The 14976-nt window shown below is 69.0% G+C and carries 19 protein-coding genes; 10 read left to right on the top strand and 9 right to left on the bottom strand.

Features of this window, described 5'->3' with window-relative positions; genetic code table 11:
• Nucleotides 1-25: 25 nt before the first annotated feature.
• On the top strand, nt 26-295 hold the full coding sequence (locus OHB23_RS10725) for a WhiB family transcriptional regulator (RefSeq protein WP_027505596.1): 270 nt from the start codon (nt 26-28) through the stop codon (nt 293-295).
• Here OHB23_RS10725 and OHB23_RS10720 read toward each other — a convergent pair.
• Nucleotides 274-1275, bottom strand: coding sequence for a LacI family DNA-binding transcriptional regulator (locus OHB23_RS10720; protein ID WP_328811617.1), 1002 nt, complete (start codon nt 1273-1275; stop codon nt 274-276). The genes OHB23_RS10725 and OHB23_RS10720 overlap by 22 nt on opposite strands.
• A gap of 161 nt (nt 1276-1436) precedes the next feature.
• On the opposite strand from OHB23_RS10720, the gene OHB23_RS10715 reads away from it, so the two are divergent.
• Genes OHB23_RS10715 through OHB23_RS10705 form a run of 3 tightly spaced genes read left to right on the top strand, consistent with a single transcriptional unit; the run spans nt 1437 to nt 4304 of the window.
• On the top strand, nt 1437-2360 hold the full coding sequence (locus tag OHB23_RS10715) for a sugar phosphate isomerase/epimerase family protein (protein WP_027505594.1): 924 nt from the start codon (nt 1437-1439) through the stop codon (nt 2358-2360).
• Nucleotides 2361-2395: 35 nt separating this feature from the next.
• On the top strand, nt 2396-3430 hold the full coding sequence (locus tag OHB23_RS10710; RefSeq protein ID WP_328811565.1) for a Gfo/Idh/MocA family protein: 1035 nt from the start codon (nt 2396-2398) through the stop codon (nt 3428-3430).
• A gap of 1 nt (nt 3431) precedes the next feature.
• Nucleotides 3432-4304 (top strand): sugar phosphate isomerase/epimerase family protein, encoded by an 873-nt coding sequence (locus OHB23_RS10705; protein ID WP_328811564.1) that lies wholly within the window; start codon nt 3432-3434, stop codon nt 4302-4304.
• A gap of 19 nt (nt 4305-4323) precedes the next feature.
• Here the strand turns inward: OHB23_RS10705 and OHB23_RS10700 are convergent, their stop codons facing one another.
• Nucleotides 4324-4986, bottom strand: coding sequence for a GNAT family N-acetyltransferase (locus OHB23_RS10700; protein WP_328811563.1), 663 nt, complete (start codon nt 4984-4986; stop codon nt 4324-4326).
• Nucleotides 4987-5068: 82 nt separating this feature from the next.
• On the opposite strand from OHB23_RS10700, the gene OHB23_RS10695 reads away from it, so the two are divergent.
• Nucleotides 5069-6094 carry an LLM class flavin-dependent oxidoreductase gene (locus OHB23_RS10695; RefSeq protein WP_328811562.1) on the top strand — a complete coding sequence of 342 codons (1026 nt, stop codon included), beginning with the start codon at nt 5069-5071 and terminating at the stop codon, nt 6092-6094.
• On the opposite strand, the gene OHB23_RS10690 is transcribed toward OHB23_RS10695, so the two are convergent.
• Nucleotides 6068-6649: a TetR/AcrR family transcriptional regulator gene (locus OHB23_RS10690; RefSeq protein ID WP_328811560.1), complete on the bottom strand. Its 582-nt coding sequence runs from the start codon at nt 6647-6649 to the stop codon at nt 6068-6070. The two genes, OHB23_RS10695 and OHB23_RS10690, sit on opposite strands and share 27 nt — an antisense overlap.
• A gap of 35 nt (nt 6650-6684) precedes the next feature.
• Here OHB23_RS10690 and OHB23_RS10685 point away from each other — a divergent pair, with 35 nt between their 5' ends.
• The 3 genes from OHB23_RS10685 to OHB23_RS10675 are packed head-to-tail and all read left to right on the top strand — an operon-like array spanning nt 6685 to nt 8397.
• Nucleotides 6685-7632, top strand: coding sequence for a DMT family transporter (locus OHB23_RS10685; protein WP_328811559.1), 948 nt, complete (start codon nt 6685-6687; stop codon nt 7630-7632).
• Nucleotides 7629-7925, top strand: coding sequence for a hypothetical protein (locus OHB23_RS10680; RefSeq protein ID WP_027505588.1), 297 nt, complete (start codon nt 7629-7631; stop codon nt 7923-7925). The genes OHB23_RS10685 and OHB23_RS10680 overlap by 4 nt, the downstream gene beginning before the upstream one ends.
• A 28-nt stretch (nt 7926-7953) precedes the next feature.
• A complete protein-coding gene (locus OHB23_RS10675; RefSeq protein WP_222647467.1) occupies nt 7954-8397 on the top strand; it encodes a Rieske (2Fe-2S) protein in 444 nt (147 codons plus the stop codon).
• Here the strand turns inward: OHB23_RS10675 and OHB23_RS10670 are convergent.
• The 4 genes from OHB23_RS10670 to OHB23_RS10655 form a co-directional block, all read right to left on the bottom strand.
• Nucleotides 8378-9877 carry an amidase gene (locus OHB23_RS10670; protein ID WP_328811558.1) on the bottom strand — a complete coding sequence of 500 codons (1500 nt, stop codon included), beginning with the start codon at nt 9875-9877 and terminating at the stop codon, nt 8378-8380. The genes OHB23_RS10675 and OHB23_RS10670 overlap by 20 nt on opposite strands.
• 87 nt (nt 9878-9964) lie before the next feature.
• Entirely contained in the window at nt 9965-10387 is a 423-nt protein-coding gene (locus OHB23_RS10665; protein WP_328811557.1) for a luciferase domain-containing protein, read from the bottom strand.
• A gap of 312 nt (nt 10388-10699) precedes the next feature.
• A complete protein-coding gene (locus OHB23_RS10660) occupies nt 10700-11398 on the bottom strand; it encodes an aquaporin (RefSeq protein ID WP_328811556.1) in 699 nt (232 codons plus the stop codon).
• Nucleotides 11399-11615: 217 nt separating this feature from the next.
• Nucleotides 11616-12035 (bottom strand): Asp23/Gls24 family envelope stress response protein, encoded by a 420-nt coding sequence (locus tag OHB23_RS10655; RefSeq protein WP_222630003.1) that lies wholly within the window; start codon nt 12033-12035, stop codon nt 11616-11618.
• Nucleotides 12036-12267: 232 nt separating this feature from the next.
• Here OHB23_RS10655 and OHB23_RS10650 point away from each other — a divergent pair, with 232 nt between their 5' ends.
• Nucleotides 12268-12942: an RNA polymerase sigma factor gene (locus OHB23_RS10650; protein WP_231476307.1), complete on the top strand. Its 675-nt coding sequence runs from the start codon at nt 12268-12270 to the stop codon at nt 12940-12942.
• Nucleotides 12933-13454 (top strand): hypothetical protein, encoded by a 522-nt coding sequence (locus OHB23_RS10645; RefSeq protein ID WP_222649406.1) that lies wholly within the window; start codon nt 12933-12935, stop codon nt 13452-13454. Before OHB23_RS10650 ends, OHB23_RS10645 begins: the two co-directional genes overlap by 10 nt.
• Here the strand turns inward: OHB23_RS10645 and OHB23_RS10640 are convergent.
• Both OHB23_RS10640 and OHB23_RS10635 read right to left on the bottom strand, forming a co-directional pair.
• The gene (locus OHB23_RS10640) at nt 13438-14295 is read right to left on the bottom strand and encodes a cyclopropane mycolic acid synthase family methyltransferase (RefSeq protein WP_222638493.1); all 858 of its coding nucleotides are present in this window, start codon (nt 14293-14295) and stop codon (nt 13438-13440) included. The genes OHB23_RS10645 and OHB23_RS10640 overlap by 17 nt on opposite strands.
• A gap of 207 nt (nt 14296-14502) precedes the next feature.
• Nucleotides 14503-14907, bottom strand: a complete 405-nt coding sequence (locus OHB23_RS10635) for a four-helix bundle copper-binding protein (RefSeq protein ID WP_328811555.1) — start codon at nt 14905-14907, stop codon at nt 14503-14505.
• Nucleotides 14908-14976: the final 69 nt, after the last annotated feature.

Below are 14976 nucleotides of genomic sequence, written 5' to 3'. Positions count from 1 at the left end.
TCTCACTGCGACAGCATCGTGTGTCATGACGATCTCCGTCGAGACGAGCTCCACCGACTCCGGGCAGTGGCGTCTCGCCGCGGTGTGCCGCGGCGAGCGCAGCGACCTGTTCTTCTCCCCCGCCGGAGAGGGACGACGAGCTGCCCGCGAACGCGAGGAGATCGCGAAGAGGCTGTGCGCACACTGCCCGGTGATCGCTCGGTGCCGCGAAGTGGCTCTCGAGTCCGCCGAACCGTACGGAGTGTGGGGCGGGTTGACCGCCCGCGAACGGCGTCAGGTGCGCCGGGCCGTCTGACGCGCGACCGTGCGCACGGGCCCGGTACTCCCGCGCACGACGAGTGACGGCTCGACCACCAGCTCGGCGGGCGCGAGGCTCTCGTCCTCGAGGCGGGCGATGGCGAACCGCACCGCCGTCGCGGCCAGACCCTCGGCGTCCTGCCGGACGGTCGTGAGATCGATGCGCGAGAGGTGCGCCAGCTCGCTGTCGTCGTATCCCACCACCGAGACATCATCGGGCACAGCGATTCCGGCACGGTGGAACGCGTCCATCAGTCCCACCGCGCACAGATCGTTGCCGGCCATCACCGCGGTGGGCACCCGCGACTCGGCGACCATGCGCGTTCCGGCGGCACTGCCCGCCTCCTCGGTGTGCGCACCCGGCCACACCACGGCGGGAAGACCGCGCTCGTCCATCGCGGCACGGAAGGCGGCGCGACGCTCGGTCGCACCGGAGTCGGTACCACCGTCGACGTGGTGGATGTCCACGTGCCCGAGACCGACGAGGTGGTCGACCGCCTGACGCACTCCGTGGTCGTCGGCGCTGCGCACGATGTCGAAGTCGGTGGCGGGCAGGGCCCGTCCGATCATGACCACCACCGCCCGCTCCTCGAGATGCGCGACGTACTCGGGTGAGGACGACGGACCGAGCAGGATCACGCCTTCGCAGCGATGGCTGAGCAGCGCCTCGATCGCCTTCGTCTCGTCCCGGCCGGGCGCGCTCGCGGACAGCAACACCTCGTACCCGGCCGCCTCGGCCACGGGATAGATGTGGGTCACGAGATCGGCCTGGAACGGCTGTCGCACGTCGATCACGACCCCCAACGTCCTGCTCCGCCCGCGCGCGAGGAGTCGCGCGGCGTTGTCGGGTCGATAGTCGAGTTCGCGCGCAGCGGCCAGGACACGGTCGCGAGTGTCGTCACTCGCACCCGGTTTGCCACTGAGGACGAACGACACCAGGGTCCGGGACACTCCCGCCAGAGCGGCGACGTCACTCATCGTCGTCTTGCGGCTGCGGGGCGGCGTGGACACCGGCACTCCTCTGGGACGGGGCTTGACACGGAAGCGTGATCCACCTCATAGTAGCTTAAGCGCGTTACTTAAGCGCGTTAGTGCCACAGCACGAGCGCCGGACATTCTTCGAGAGGAACCCCCGAGACATGAGCACGATTCGCGTCGGATCCGCCCCCGACTCCTGGGGAGTGTGGTTCCCCGAGGATCCTCAGCAGACCCCGTACGGCCGCTTCCTCGACGAGGTGTCGGCGTCGGGCTACGAGTGGATCGAACTGGGCCCGTACGGCTACCTGCCCACTGATCCGCAGAAGCTGCTGTCGGAGTTGGGCTCTCGGGGTCTCAAGCTGTCGGCCGGCACGGTGTTCGAACACCTGCACCAGGACGACGCGTGGGACGCGGTGTGGACGCAGATCGAGGACGTCGCCAAGCTGACCGCCGCCGCCGGCGGCAAGCACGTCGTCGTCATCCCCGAGATGTGGCGTGACCCCTCCACCGGCGCGGTGCTCGAGGACCGCGACCTCACGGCAGACCAGTGGCGCAAGAAGACCGAGGGCATGAACGAGCTCGGCAAGCGCATGTTCGAGCAGTACGGCGTCAAGGCGCAGTACCACCCGCACGCCGACAGCCACGTCGACACCGAAGAGAACGTGTACCGCTTCCTCGACGGCACCTCGAGCGAGTTCGTGAACCTGTGCCTCGACACCGGCCACATCAGCTACTGCGGCGGTGACAACATTGCGATCATCGAGCGGGCACCCGAGCGCATCGGGTACCTCCACCTCAAGCAGGTGAACGAGGAGGTCCGCGCCAGGGTCGCAGCGGAGGATCTGCCGTTCGGCGAGGCGGTCAAGCTCGGCGCCATGACGGAACCGCCGCTCGGCATCCCGGACATGCCCCCGCTCCTGAAGACCATCGAGCGCCTCGCGGACGACGGCAAGCTCACCGCGGACATCTTCGCGATCGTCGAGCAGGACATGTACCCGTGCGCCGTCGACGCTCCCCTGCCGATCGCGCAGCGCACCCGGAAGTACCTGGGCTCCTGCGGCATTCCCGCCGTCACGTTCGCCTGACCACACTTTCGCACCTACAGAAACGGATTGACACGATGACCACCGAACTCCGCATCGCGGTCCTGGGTGTCGGCATGATGGGTGCCGATCACGTCGCCCGCATCACCTCGAAGATCACCGGCGCCCGCGTCGCCGTGATCAACGACTACGTCAGCGCGAAGGCCCACGAACTCGCCGCGACCATCCCCGGCTGCCGCGTCGTCGAAGATCCCCTCGACGCGATCGCCGACCCCGAGGTCGACGCCGTCGTCCTGGCCACTCCCGGCCCGACCCACGAGAAGCAGCTTCTCGCGTGTCTCGAGCACGGCAAGCCCGTCATGTGCGAGAAGCCGCTGACCACCGATGTGGCCACGTCCCTCGCCGTCGTGGAAGCCGAGGCCGCACTGGGCAAGAAACTCATCCAGGTCGGATTCATGCGCCGCTTCGACACCGAGTACGACCAGCTCAAGGCACTCATCGATTCCGGCGAGCTCGGCCGTCCGCTGGTGGTGCACTGCGCACACCGCAACCCCGCCGTGCCGCCGCACTTCGACAGCGCGATGATCGTGCGCGACTCGCTGGTGCACGAGGTGGACGTCACGCGCTTCCTCCTCGACGAGGAGATCACGTCGGTGCAGATCATCAGCCCGTCGGCCAATCCATCGGCACCGCAGGGCCTGCGGGATCCGCAGATCGCCATCTTCACCACGGAGTCCGGTCGACACGTCGACGCCGAGGTGTTCGTCACCACCGGCGTCGCCTACGAGGTGCGCACCGAGGTCGTGGCCGAGCACGGCAGCGCGATGATCGGTCTCGACGTCGGCCTCGTCCGCAAGTCCGCACCCGGAACCTGGGGCGGCACCATCACTCCCGGCTTCGTGCAGCGCTTCGGCCAGGCCTACGACACCGAGATCCAGCGCTGGGTCGACGCGGTGAAGGCCGGCGCCGAGACGGGCAACTACGTCGACGGCCCCGGAGCGTGGGACGGATACGCTGCAGCCGCGGTGTGCGAGGCCGGCGTGAAGTCGCTCGAGTCATGTGCCCCGGTCGCCGTCGAGATGGTGCAGCGCTCGTCCATCGTCGGAGCCTGAGATGAAGATCGCGCTCGATCCGACGCCGTTTCATCATTCGCGCTCGCTGCTCGAGCTGCCCGCCGTGGTCGCCGATCTGGGGTACGAGTGGTTGCAGCTCACCCCGCACGTGGACATGATCCCGTTCTTCAACCATCCCAAGGCCGACGACGGATTGGTCGCGAAGTTCCGCAAGGCCTGCTCGGACGCCGGCGTCGGGATCGCCTCGGTGTTGCCGGTGCTGCGCTGGTCCGGCCCCGACGAGGACGCCCGCGAGGCGGCCGTGCGGTACTGGAAACGCGCCATCCAGATCACCGTCGACCTCGGAGTGTCGACGATGAACACCGAGTTCTCCGGTCGACCCGAGAAGCCGGAGGAGTCCGAGCGGGCGTTCTACCGGTCGATGGAGGAACTGGTCCCCATCATCGAGCGCGAGGGGCTCGACGTCCTGATCGATCCGCATCCGGACGATTTCGTCGAGGACGGGCTCGCCGCGATCCGCACCATCCGCGGGATCAACTCCCCGAACATCGGCATGGTGATCGTGGCGTGCCACCAGTTCCACATGGGTGGTGACCTGCCGGCGATCATGGCCGCCGCCGGGGACATGGTGCGTCTTGTGCACGTGGCGGACACCATGGATCATCACCGCTCGCACGGGTTGCGGTACATCACCAATCCGCCCGGCAACGCGGTGCGGGTGCACCAGCATCTGAAGATCGGCGACGGGGACGTCGACTGGGACCAGTTCTTCGGCGGCCTGGGCTCACTCGGGTTCTACGACAACGACACCGTCATGGTGTCGAGTGTGTTCGCCGAGAACGAGAACGCCCACGACGTCTCCCGTTACCAGCTCGAGACGATGACCCGGTACGTCGAGAAGTACCGGGCCTGATCGCCTCTCACGAGAAGTGTCAGAACGGCTGGACCCCGGGGGTGCGCACGATCATGGGCACCCCCGGGAACACCGCTGCCATCTCGGCGCGCGACTTCCGCAGCGCCGCAGTGCCGTAGCCCTTCTTCCGGTGTCCGGGGTGGATCCACACCCGAAGGTCGATGTCGCCACCGGCGAGCTCGCCGAAGACGATGCCCACCTTCTCCGCGCCCTCGCGTGCGACGAACCACGCGGCCTGCTCGGAGTCGAGGCGGTCCCGTGCCGCAGCCAGCTCGGTGTCCAGATCACCGGCCGCTCCGCCGGATCCGTCACCCGCGGAACCGACGTCCGCGAGGCGGGCGGCGAACAGGTCGCGGTCGTCGTCCGAGAACGCTTCCAGCACCAGGGTCTCTCCCGCGCTGGCGGGACGCTCGGCCAACGTGAAGTTCAGGCGACTGTCCAGGTCCTCGAGCTCGGCGGCGTTGCTCCGGCGGGCGTCCTTGGTGAGGCTGGCGAACGACATGCCCATGACGGCCTCGCCGCCCAACCGTGACGTGCCGAGCAGGGTGGCGATCGCCTCCACGGCGTCGGGCCGGGTCTCGGCCTCGACGATGACGTCGAGCACCTCGTGACGACGTTCGAAGGCCGCCAGTAGGGCGGACGTGATCTCTCGGCGAGCGGCAACATGATCGTGATCGGTCATCGCGTGATCATAGGGCTTCGCCCCCGTGCGCGGTTTGCGTACTCGGGGATGCGCGAAAGGCTCACGGGGGGATCATGGACCCATGCACCCGAGACCGCTGCGCAGGATGGGTTTTCTCACGATCGGACTGTTCGACGGAGACGACCCCGCGGCCGGGCACGAGTCGACGCTCGCGATCATCGAGCTGGGCGAACGTCTCGGCTTCGACAGCGCCTGGTTGCGGCATCGCCACCTGCAGTACGGCATCTCCTCCCCCGTCGCCGTGCTGGCCGCCGCATCGCAGCGGACCTCGCGGATCGAGTTCGGCACCGCCGTGACTCCGCTGGGGTGGGAGAACCCGGTGCGGCTGGCCGAGGACCTCGCCACCGTCGACATCCTGTCCGGCGGGCGCCTGAATCCCGGGGTCAGCGTGGGCCCGCCGATGAATTTCGACCGGCTCAGGGATGCCCTGTACCCCGACACCGCCGATCGGGAGGACTTCAGCTACGCCCGGGTCGAGCGGCTCCTCGCCGCGATCCGAGGCGATCGTCTGACGGACTTCGAGGGGATGGACGGTCTCGAGGTGCATTCCTCACGCGCACAGCCTCATTCGCCCGGTCTCGCGTCCCGGATGTGGTACGGCGGCGCGTCGCTCGGGTCGGCTCGCTGGGCCGGCGCGAACGGTATGAACTTCCTGACGAGCAGCGTCGTGAAGGCCGAGGAGGACGACGACTTCGACCGCATCCAGCTCTCCCACATCGAGGCGTTCCGCTCGGCACACTCGGCGGGGAACGGTGCTCGGGTCTCGCAGGGCTTGGTGGTGATTCCGACCGACTCGGCCACACCGAGCCAGCGTGCCCGCTACCAGGAGTACGCCGATGCCCGTCTGGGCCGCACCCTGTCACCGGTCGGCCCGGCCCGCCTGCTGTTCGCTCCCGATCTGGTGGGCACCACCGAGCAGCTCGTGGAGCAGTTGCAGGCGCGCGCAGCCTTCCGGGAGATCGACGAGGTGGCGTTCGCTCTGCCTTTCAGCTTCGACCACGACGACTACGTGCAGATTCTCACCGACATGGCGACGACGCTCGGGCCGGCGCTCGGGTGGTCACCGGCCGGTGGGCTCGAGGAGTAGACGCGCGGCAGCACGCGCACGGTCGAAGGGCCGCTCGACCACTCCCATTCCCGCGCACACCAGCGCGCCCTCGTGCACGAGCATCAGCAGGTCGGCCGTCCCCGCCGGGTCGGGCACTCCTGCGGCCGCGAGGATGTCGACGAACAGATCGGCCATCCAGCGCTTCTGCCCGATGATCACCGGATAGGCCGGGTGGGCGGGGTCGCTGATCTCCGCGTGCGCGTTGACCATGCTGCATCCCTTGCCACTTCGCTGCGCCGTCCACTCGGCCGAGGCGACGAGCATCGCATCGATCCGATCGCCGGCGTCGTCGGCGGAGACGGCACCCAGCCGGACGGCGAGGAACTCGCGCCACTGACGGTCACGTTCCCGCAGGTACTCCACGACGAGCCGTTCCTTGGACTCGAAACGGTCGTACAACGTCTTCTTCGTGACGCCGGCTCGCGCCGCGATCGTGTCGACGCCGACCGCGTGAATGCCCTGCTCGTAGAACAGCTCGTCGGCCGCGGCCAGCACGGCACGCGCCTTCGGCGTCCAGGCGACCTCGGATGTCATGTTTCGAACTATACCGATCTGTGTAGTCTGCTGTCATGAGTAGACAGATCGGTATACCTGTGGATCGACGCACTGCCGTCGGGTCGGTACTGGCGGGCGCGGCGTTCGTACTCTGCTGGTCGTCCGGTTTCATCGGCGCGAAGATCAGCGGTGAGGACGCTGCCGTCACCACCGTCCTGATGTGGCGGTTCCTCCCCCTCGCCCTGCTGCTCGCACCGACGTGGCTCTTCGGGTCTCGCCGAGTTCGAGGCCCGGACCTTCGGCGGCAGGTGATCGTGGGCTTTCTGTCGCAGTCCGGCTACCTCCTCACTGTGTACTGGGCCATCGGCCTCGGGGTCTCCACCGGCACCACGGCCCTCGTCGACGGAGTGCAGCCACTCGTCGCGGCAGCGCTGGCGGGCCCCCTGCTGGGCGCGGCGGCCTCGGGCCGACAATGGATCGGGCTCCTGATCGGTGCTTTCGGCGTCGCGCTCGCCACCGTTGCGGACGCCACGGCGACCACCGCGACCACCCCGGCGTGGGCCTACCTCGTTCCGCTGGTGGGAATGATGTCTCTGGTCGCCGCGACCTTCGTCGACCGTCGCGCCCAGCGACCGGCACCCTTCAGCGCCCTCGGAATCCACTGCGCCACATCGGCCGTCGTCTTCACCGCCGGCGCGGTCGCGACGGGCACCGCGGTACCGCCGACGACACTCGACTTCTGGGCGGCGACGGCGGGACTGGTGGTGTTCGCGACGTTCGGTGGGTACGGGCTGTACTGGTATCTGCTCGACCGGGTGGGGGTGACGAGGGTGAACGCTCTGATGTTCCTCGTACCGCCCGTCACCACCGTGTGGGGCGCCCTGCTCTTCGGCGAGCCGTTCACCGCCCTCACCGCGATCGGTCTGGCGCTGACCTTCGTGGCCATCACTGTCGTCACGATGCGTCTTCGGGCCGGAACCCGACGGGACATCCCGAAGTCGTCGCTAGCATCGGTGTCATGACGGACGGCCGGGAGTACACCGAGGACGGCCACCACATCGTGATCGACGGGCGGAAGTGGCGCGCCACCGATCCCGACATTCCCGAGGAGCGCGGCGCCGAACTGCGGTCGATCCTGATGGCGTGGCGACGCGACGTCCGCCGGACCGGCGGCGCCGCGGAGTCCCGCGCCGGTGTACAGGCCGCCAAGGTCGCTCTCGGCGAACGCGGCACGCCGTGGTGGGAACAGTCCGACGACGAACGCCGCGCGCGTTGGGAGACCGACGTCCCGAGGCCCGGTACCGACGACGCGTAGTCGGCCGCCGTCCGGGTAACCCCCGCCCATGGCCGACGACCGCGCCCCCGCCCCGCGACCGCGCAGCGTGCTCCCACCCGTGCTCCACGATCAGCCGATCCGGGCACGCGGGCGAGACCTCGTGCGTGTCGCCGATCTGGACGAGAGGGGCGTGGCCGAGGTTCGCACCGACGACCACGGGGTGCTCGCGGTCGGCATCCGGCCCGACGGGACACCGTTCGCCGTCGGGAACACGTGCCGACACCAACTCGCCAAGCTCGGGCGCGGGCGGGTGACCGAGAACGGCTGCCTCCAGTGCCCCTGGCACAGGGCGGAATTCGACGTGACCGACGGGTCCATGGTGTCCGGGCCCAAAGGAGTGATCTTCGGTTTCCCGCCCTACTCCGCAGTGGTGGCCGCCGTCGGACGCGCCGTACCGCTCACCACCGCGCAGGTGGAGATCGTCGACGGCGTCATCCGACTCGCTCACTGACCACGTCCGCGGGGATCCTGTCGAACCACGGCCGCGCCACCTCGAGCTCCGCGGCGAGCACCAGCAGCCGAGTCTCCCCACCCGGTGGCGCCAGGAAGTGCACGCCGACTGGCAGACCGTCGACTGTCGCCGAGAGCGGAACACTCATCGCCGGCCGCCCGGTCAGATTGGCCGATTGCGTGTACGGGACAGCGGACAGGCTGCGCATCACCGCGTCCTGCACCGCGCCGAGCCGTCCGAGAATCGGTCCGAGTCGCAGCGCGAGCGCGAGCCGGGCGCCCACCCTCTCGACGAACGGGGTGTCGAAGGCGCCGATCAGCGGCGCGGGACCCGCCGTCGTGGGTGTCAGGAGCAGATCGAAGCGGCGGTGGAATGCAGCGATGGCGCGGACGTGGTCCTGCCAGCGCGCCAGTGCCGCATCGTGATCCACCGCTCTCGTGGCGCGCCCGATCTCGGCGAGGACCAGCGTGTCGAGTTCGAACTCCGTCGTGGTGGGCCGCGCCGTGGCCGACGCGGACGACACCTCGGCGGCGAGGTGGACGAACCACGGCACGAGGAAGTCTCGGGCCAGCTGCTCCTCGTCGAACGGCGAGGCGACCTCCTCGACGGTGTGGCCCAGTTCGACGAGCAGGTCGCGGGCGCGGTCGAGCGCGGCGAGGACGTCCGGGTGCGGTGCGTCGTTCAGCGCCGATCGCGCCGCGACCCCGATCCGGAGCCGAGGACCCGGCCGGCCGAGTGCCTCCACATGGGACGTCGACGGGGCCGCGAACTCGAAGGGCGCGTCGTCGTCCGAGCCGCGCACGATGTCGAGGAACGCGGCCGAGTCGCGCACGGAGCGGGTGAGCACACCCGTGACGGCGCTACCGAAGAGCATCTCCCCGGCGCGGGGCCCGGCAGGGACGACTGCCCGGCCAGGCTTGAGTCCGAACAGGCCGCAGTACGCCGCGGGGATGCGGATGGAGCCGCCGCCGTCACTGGCGCCGGCGACGGGCACGATGCCCGACGCCACCGCGGCGGCCGAACCACCGGAGGAGCCACCGGGTGTGCGGGCGGGATCCCACGGGTTGCGGGTCGCACCGTGCGCCTGCGGCTCGGTGACTCCCTTGGCGCCGAATTCGGGTACGGCCGTGCGGCCCAGGACGACGACCCCGGCGTCGAGCCACCGTTGCACCACGGTGTCCGTGACCCGGGGCCTGGACGACGCCCCCGAGCGTGACCCCGACGTCTCGACGATCCCGGCCTGAGCCTGGAAGAGATCCTTGAGCAGGAACGGCACTCCCGCCATCGGACCGGACAAGGCGCCCGCGGCCCGCACTCGCGCGGCATCCTCCTGCCACTGCACGAGGGCGTTCAGGGTGGGATCCACCTCGCGCGCTCGCGCGATCGCGACCTCGACCAACTCCGCGGCCGTCACGTCGCCGGACGCGACCAGCTGGGCGAGCCCGGTCGCGTCGTGGGCCCGATACTCGTCGAATCTCATGGCGCTCAGACTAGGTGCGCGTGCCGCCGACGAGCGCCGGTGTCGTCGAAGTCTGGACACTGCACGGCCCGTGAACCCGCGAACCGATCACGCTCCAGCAGAGACGATCGCCCGGTCCACGACGCGCCGCAGCTGCTGCTGCTCTGCCTCGTTCCGAGGTGCGTAGAGGTAGAGATAGCTGTCCGGCAGCCCCACGAGGGAACGTCCGGCCAGCGGATGCCGCTCTCCCCAGCCACGCGAGACGATCTCGGCGACGTCCCGCGGATCGGCGACCACGTGCATCGACCCCTGCGCGTCGTGCACGTGGGCGATCTCTCCGCGAGCACGCCGAGCGGCGGCGCTGCGCGGGTGATCGACGTGGAGCGCGTCGCCTCGACGTTCCAGATGGCTACGCGCGCTGTGGCATCCGTCAGTGGAGCTCAGGATCGTCAGGTGATCCTGCAACGACCGGACACTGACGGGATCGCCGTCGGACACCACCTGCCGGTGCGGGATCGGGAACGGTGCCATGACGGGTCGACTGCCGCGGTCCGGCAACTCGAGCCGCACCGACGGCGGCCCGGATATCGTTGTCGCGCAGTCGAATGGTCTCTCGACAGAGGGGGCGTAGAGCGGTCATGACCACCCAGCCGACCGGATTGTCGGGGAGCCCGCCCGGCCCGATCGCGCGCCAGCGTCGATAGTCGTCCAGGATCGCGCGCAGCCCTGGCGTACGACGAACCGTGTTCATGACCCACCCCCATGTGCGACGGCCCCCACGACCGACCGTCGCATCATGCCCCGGGTGCACCCGGCGAGCAACGGGCTCGTCGCACACGAGAGTCAGTGCGCGGCGACCGCCTCGGCGGGCCGCACGGCCTTGTAGGCGAGTGCACCGACCACACCACCGATCAACGGGAAGACCAGGAACACCCACAGTTGCGAGAGTGCGCTTCCGCCGGCGATCAGCGCAGGCCCGATTGAGCGCGCCGGGTTGACCGACGTCGAGTCGACCCCGATGGCGAGCAGATGCACGAACGCGAGCGTCAGTCCGATCGGAACCCCGGCTGCCGCAACGGAATGCGGCCCTGTCACGCCGAGTACGACCAGCACGAGAACTGCCGTTGCCACGATCTCCACGATCGCAACGGCGAGAAGCGAGTAGTTTCCTGCCGAGGCGTCGCCGTATCCGTTGGCGCCGAGACCGTCGACCGTCCGGTCGTATCCGGGTCGACCCGTCGCCATGGCGTAGACCACCAGGGCGCCGACGAGTCCGCCGATCACCTGTGCGGCGGCGTATCCGGCGGCGCGGGCGGCCGTCATGCGGCCCGTGACGAGGAACGCGAGCGTGACCGCCGGGTTGATGTGGCAACCGGACACGGATCCGAGCACGAACACCATCGCGAGCAGTGTCAGGCCGAAGGCGAGCGCGATTCCGGTGGTGCCGACGTCGTCGCCCGCCAGGACGGCGGTGCCCACACCTCCGATCACGAGAACGGCGGTGCCGATGGCCTCGGCGATGTAGACGGTGAACTTGGTCATCGTCGTCCTCCTCGTCGGGTGCGGCGCTCGTCGATCTTGCGCTTGGCGTAGCCCCACGTCACGCGGCCCAGGCCCTCGAAGAGTCGGCTGGACAGGCTCCGACGGGCGCTCATGCGCGCACCTCGTCGGTGCGTTTCTCGATCGTGGTCATCATGGTTCCCTTCTTCGACCGGCCCGCGGAGCGCGAGTCGGTGTGTGTGGTCGGACGAGACTGTGGTCAGGCGGCCGTGCGGTGGCCACCGACCTGCACGTCGTGCACGACGACGTCGACACGGCTGCAGGTGAGTCCGGTCAGTGCCGTCACCGCACTGGAGACGTTGCGGCGGACGTCCGCTGCGACGTCGGCGATGGATATTCCGTAGTCCGCCACCAGATCGAGCGAGACGACTGCGGTGCGGTCGTCCACCTCGACCGACACCCCCTGTGTGTGCCTCGCCCCGTCGACGCCCACTGCGGACCGGAGTACGTCCAGCGCACGAGAACCGGCCGGTTCCAGGGCGTGGAGGCCCGGTACCTCTCGTGCGGCGATGCCGGCGACGGTGGCGACCACGGCGTCCGCGACGACTGTGCGGCCGCGATCTCTGCGGTCGGTTCGGTCGTCACTGTGGTCGACGGTCGATGCGACGGACGTCCTCACGGCGTTTCCTGTCGCAGTCTGCGGGGCGTTCACTTCAGGTCCTCTCTCTGGACTGTGACGGCTCGTCACAGCCATTGAGTCGGGTCCTCACCACGAAAACGCACGTCGGAAATCAAGTGATGCGCATCACATCGGTTTGCGCGTGATCCTGCGCGGGAACAGTCGAGTCGGGGGAAGTAGTTGCTTCATCAATCTTCGGGGTGGGTCACTCCGACGGCGGTTCGGGGGGACAGTGCTCAGTCGTCCGTCGATCGCGCCCGATCCCGGCAGTCCCGACGTGGCCGGTGATGTCAGCCTCCCGTCCATCGCAGCACCGTCGGCGGACCGCGACACGTCCACTCGTCCGACGTTCGCCGCCGACCACCGCGAGCTCGGCGATCGCGCCCTCGCCGCCGCCGCGGGCATGGGCGACCGACGCGCGTTCGAGGAGATCGTGCGCCGACTCGGACCGGACATGCTGCGCTACGCGACCCACCTCCTGTCCGACCGAGGCGCTGCCGAGGACATCGTCCAGGACGCGTTGGTCGACGCCTGGCGCGGACTGCGCCACTTCCGTTCCGACTCGTCGCTGCGCACCTGGTTGTTCAGCGTCGTCTCCCACAAGGTGACGGATCATCGGCGGCGCCGCAGCATCGCGCCCGTCGAGGACTGGGTGTTCGAGAGGCCGAGCCAGGACCCGAGGGACGACCCGTCGCGCACCGTGTCCGACGCCGACTTCCTGTCCGCGTTGGACGATGCCCTCGCTGAGCTACCGTATCGCCAGCGGGCCTGCTGGTTGCTCCGTGAGGTCGAGGGCATGAAGCACACCGAGATCGGCACGGTCATGGCCCTCTCCCCCGGTGCCGTCCGCGGCCACCTCACGCGTGCACGCGCCACACTCGAGACACGATTGGAGACGTGGAGATGACGTCGGGTCAGCCTGATTCGACACCGCCGCAGACGGATTCGACGCTCCGTCGAGCCGCAAGCGTGCTGCGCGACGCGCCCGTCCACGGGTGGGTGGACATCAGCGCCGCCGCCCTCTCACGCGTGCGAGCCGTCGGGGTCCGGACGTGGCCCCTCGACGCCCGCTACCCCGACGAGGGCGTCGTCGAGGGAGTGGACGTCGACGCGGACACCCTTCGGGTCAGTGACGTCGTCGTACGTATCGCCGTCCGCAGCGCCGTCGCCGAGGTGGCGGGCACAGAGCCCGCCGACATCTCGCTCTACACCGAGGGTCACCGGTGCACGGGCGGTCTGGTGACGGTGATCGCCGCCTACGGCACGGATCTCCAGGAGGCCGGCGATCTCGTCGCGAGCCGGGCAGCTGCCGCTCTGACGGATGTCCTCGGACTTCCCTACAGCGCCGACGACATCGGCGTCGTGATCGCGGAGATCGACGCCCCCGACCAGGCGACGGCGTCTACTTCACCATCGTGAACTGGCGGACGTCGATCAGTTCACGCCGGAAGAAGTCGGCGCACCCGGGCAGGTATCGCATGTAGGTCTGGTACATCGCCTCGCCGGCGATGGCGACGGCTTCGTCCTTCCTCTCCTCCAGCGCGGCCGACCACAGATCGAGCGTTCGAGCGTAGTGCTGTTGCAGCGACTGGACCTTCTCCACGCGGAAGCCGGCTCGCTCGCCCTTCTCGATCACCACCTGCGGGATCGGGAGCTCGCCGCCGGGAAAGATCTCGCGGCCGATGAAGTCGGCGAAGTCCATGTCCGCCCGCGTCACGCGCGACTTCTGCCGGAACATGTCGCGGCCGAGTTGCACGATGGTGTGCAGCATCATTCGGCCGTCCCCGGGCAGGATCGAGTAAGCGCGGGCGAAGAAGTCGTCGTAGCGGGGGGAGGTGAAGTGCTCGAAGGCGCCGATGCTGACGATGCGATCGACCGGCTCGTCGAACTCCTCCCACCCCTGCAGCCGCACCTCGGTGGTGCGTCCCGTGTCGAGCCCGTTCAGCATCGCCGACACGTGCTCGTACTGGTTCCTGCTCAGGGTCAGACCGACGACGTTCACGTCGTACTTCTCCACCGCTCGCCGAAGCGTCGCGCCCCACCCGCAGCCGACATCGAGCAGACGCATGCCTGGACGGAGGTCGCACTTGGACAGCGACAGGTCGATCTTCGCGAGCTGCGCTTCCTCGAGTGTCATGTCCTTGCGCTCGAAGTACGCACAGCTGTAGGTCTGCGTCGGATCGAGGAAGAGCCTGAAGAACTCGTCGGAGAGGTCGTAGTGAGCTTGGACGTCGTCGTAGAACGGCTGAAGATCGGACACTGAGTTCCTCCACGGGTCACCGGACAACCGAGCCCCACCCGACGGTGGTGCTGCGGCGCCCGTGTTCCCGCGATCGTCGCGTCGAAACACGCCGTCAGATCCTCGATCAGGGAGTTTCGGTCGGTCCGACCGCGGTACCCGTGCCCGACCGCGTCACCGAAACACCGGAGGTGACCGAAACCGATGTGCTTGTTCCTCGCCAGCTCGTCACATCGGTGTGCCCGGCGCGGCCAGCAGGTCGCGGCACGCCCGCGCGCATCGCCGACATGCGTCCGCACACGCGGCGCAGTGCTGGTGCATCCCCGCATGCCGGGCGCACTCGTCGGCACAGTCGTCGCACGCGGACGCACAGGCGATCAGCGCGGCGCGTGCCGTCTCGGACCGGGCACCGCTCCGCGTGATGATCCGGGCGGTCGCGGCACACAGGTCGGCGCAGTCCTGGTCGAGTCGAATGCACGACCTGAGTCGCGCGACGGAATCCTCGGCGAGGCAGGCGTCGGCACAGACGGTGCACGCCGTCGAACAGTCGAGACACGCCTCCACACAGGCCGCCACCAGTGCACGATCACCATCGAGGGGACGGGTGGCCAGTAGGTCCGTCACGGTCGTCATCGCTGCTCCTTCGTCGCACGGATCGCGTCGGTGTCGGCTACCCGCGGACCGTCGGCGGAAACGGCGCGT

Origin of the sequence: Rhodococcus sp. NBC_00294 (genome assembly GCF_036163995.1) — a bacterium.
GTDB lineage: Bacteria > Actinomycetota > Actinomycetes > Mycobacteriales > Mycobacteriaceae > Rhodococcoides.
The sequence above is the reverse complement of the archived record's forward strand: the minus strand, read 5'-3'. Positions and strand labels throughout refer to the sequence as shown.

Excerpts from the sequence above, each read along its gene's own strand:
- OHB23_RS10700 (WP_328811563.1), bottom strand. The coding sequence starts at position 4,986 with ATGACCGATCACGATCATGTTGCCGCTCGCCGAGAGATCACGTCCGCC.
- OHB23_RS10660 (WP_328811556.1), bottom strand. The coding sequence starts at position 11,398 with ATGACCAAGTTCACCGTCTACATCGCCGAGGCCATCGGCACCGCCGTT.
- OHB23_RS10690 (WP_328811560.1), bottom strand. The coding sequence starts at position 6,649 with ATGACATCCGAGGTCGCCTGGACGCCGAAGGCGCGTGCCGTGCTGGCC.
- OHB23_RS10695 (WP_328811562.1), top strand. The coding sequence starts at position 5,069 with ATGCACCCGAGACCGCTGCGCAGGATGGGTTTTCTCACGATCGGACTG.
- OHB23_RS10720 (WP_328811617.1), bottom strand. The coding sequence starts at position 1,275 with ATGAGTGACGTCGCCGCTCTGGCGGGAGTGTCCCGGACCCTGGTGTCG.
- OHB23_RS10665 (WP_328811557.1), bottom strand. The coding sequence starts at position 10,387 with ATGGCACCGTTCCCGATCCCGCACCGGCAGGTGGTGTCCGACGGCGAT.
- OHB23_RS10675 (WP_222647467.1), top strand. The coding sequence starts at position 7,954 with ATGGCCGACGACCGCGCCCCCGCCCCGCGACCGCGCAGCGTGCTCCCA.
- OHB23_RS10715 (WP_027505594.1), top strand. The coding sequence starts at position 1,437 with ATGAGCACGATTCGCGTCGGATCCGCCCCCGACTCCTGGGGAGTGTGG.
- OHB23_RS10725 (WP_027505596.1), top strand. The coding sequence starts at position 26 with ATGACGATCTCCGTCGAGACGAGCTCCACCGACTCCGGGCAGTGGCGT.
- OHB23_RS10685 (WP_328811559.1), top strand. The coding sequence starts at position 6,685 with ATGAGTAGACAGATCGGTATACCTGTGGATCGACGCACTGCCGTCGGG.
- OHB23_RS10670 (WP_328811558.1), bottom strand. The coding sequence starts at position 9,877 with ATGAGATTCGACGAGTATCGGGCCCACGACGCGACCGGGCTCGCCCAG.
- OHB23_RS10705 (WP_328811564.1), top strand. The coding sequence starts at position 3,432 with ATGAAGATCGCGCTCGATCCGACGCCGTTTCATCATTCGCGCTCGCTG.
- OHB23_RS10680 (WP_027505588.1), top strand. The coding sequence starts at position 7,629 with ATGACGGACGGCCGGGAGTACACCGAGGACGGCCACCACATCGTGATC.
- OHB23_RS10635 (WP_328811555.1), bottom strand. The coding sequence starts at position 14,907 with ATGACGACCGTGACGGACCTACTGGCCACCCGTCCCCTCGATGGTGAT.
- OHB23_RS10710 (WP_328811565.1), top strand. The coding sequence starts at position 2,396 with ATGACCACCGAACTCCGCATCGCGGTCCTGGGTGTCGGCATGATGGGT.